The organism is Prevotella sp. MGM2, assembly GCF_002933955.1.
GTDB lineage: Bacteria > Bacteroidota > Bacteroidia > Bacteroidales > Bacteroidaceae > Alloprevotella.
Genome location: NZ_BEWW01000201.1, coordinates 1 through 1338, shown reverse-complemented (window position 1 = coordinate 1338; position 1338 = coordinate 1). Strand labels below are relative to the sequence as shown.

2 protein-coding genes are annotated in these 1338 nt (G+C 41.7%); both read left to right on the top strand.

Going from position 1 to position 1338, the window contains the following annotated elements:
- Positions 1-180, top strand: a 180-nt coding sequence (locus C5S62_RS04925) for a hypothetical protein (protein WP_133159505.1), incomplete at its 5' end; no start/stop codon positions are given.
- 65 nt (positions 181-245) lie between these two features.
- The coding region (locus tag C5S62_RS04920) for a PDDEXK nuclease domain-containing protein (RefSeq protein WP_104404309.1) at positions 246-1338 on the top strand (1093 nt) is incomplete at its 3' end.

Here is a 1338-nt window from a genome sequence, read left to right as displayed (position 1 = left end):
CCGAGGGGTCAAATCCCGCGTGCCCGAGGGGGTCAAACTCACGCGCCTTTTCCACACGGAATTCCGGCACCGGTGGTCATGAAATGGACTGGACACAGTGATTACAAAGCCATGAAGCCCTACATTGACATAGCGGATGACATCAGGGCAAACGCCATGAACAAGTTTAATCAACTATAAAAGTATCAATTAGTTTCATAGATTACCACCATTGAAGTATATTTGTATTCTGAAAATATCATAAGATGAGCAACAACGGACATAACATAGAAAAGACGAATTTTGATGCATTTATAAATGCTGTCGGTTCGGAAATACAACAGGCGCAAGTACGGCTGATTACCGCTGCCAATGCGCAAATGTTGTTCCATTACTGGAAAATGGGCAACTATATTCTCTATCATCAGCAACTGCACGGATGGGGAAGCAAAACCATCAAACAGTTGGCAAAAGCTATCCGGCTGAATTTCCCTGAAAAGAAAGGCTATTCGGAACGCAACCTTACCTATATGTGTCAGTTTGCAAGAACATATCCATTGAGAGCATTGCAGAATTTCATTGATACGGATGCAAAGCTGATAGCTCCAAGCGTGAAGAAAATTGAAGATGAAGTACACTACTTAAATGATTTTCAATTTACGCAAGAGCCTCTTGCGCAAATTCAATCCGTTGATAACAAAGAAACTATAATCACGCAAGAACCTCTTGCACAAATTCATAATGTTGCCAAAACCGTATCCGACATTTACCGTATGGAAATTAAGGATATAGAAAACATATTTATGGCATCACCTGTTGCAAGAACCAATTGGGCGAGCCATGTGATTATGCTTAACAGTTCGCTTCCATTGGGTGTAAGCTATTGGTACATGAAACAGTCCGTGGAAATGGGCTGGAGCAGCAATGTATTAAAATTACAGATTGACAGTGATTTGTATAGCCGACAAATCAGCAACAACAAGGTTAACAATTTCACGACCACACTTCCGGCTCCACAAAGCGACCTTGCCAATTACCTACTCAAAGACCCGTACATCTTTGATTTGGCAGGAGCCAAAGAAAAAGCAGACGAAAGGGATATTGAAGAACAGCTGGTTAAGCACGTCACACGTTACTTGCTGGAAATGGGAAATGGCTTTGCTTTCGTTGCCCGACAGAAGCATTTTCAAATTGGTAACAGCGATTTCTATGCAGACTTGATTTTGTATTCCATTCCCTTACACGCATACATTGTAGTAGAATTAAAGGCTACCCCATTCAAACCGGAGTATGCGGGGCAACTGAACTTCTACATCAATGTAGAGGACTTATGTAATGGACAACATACGTCCTCTAATG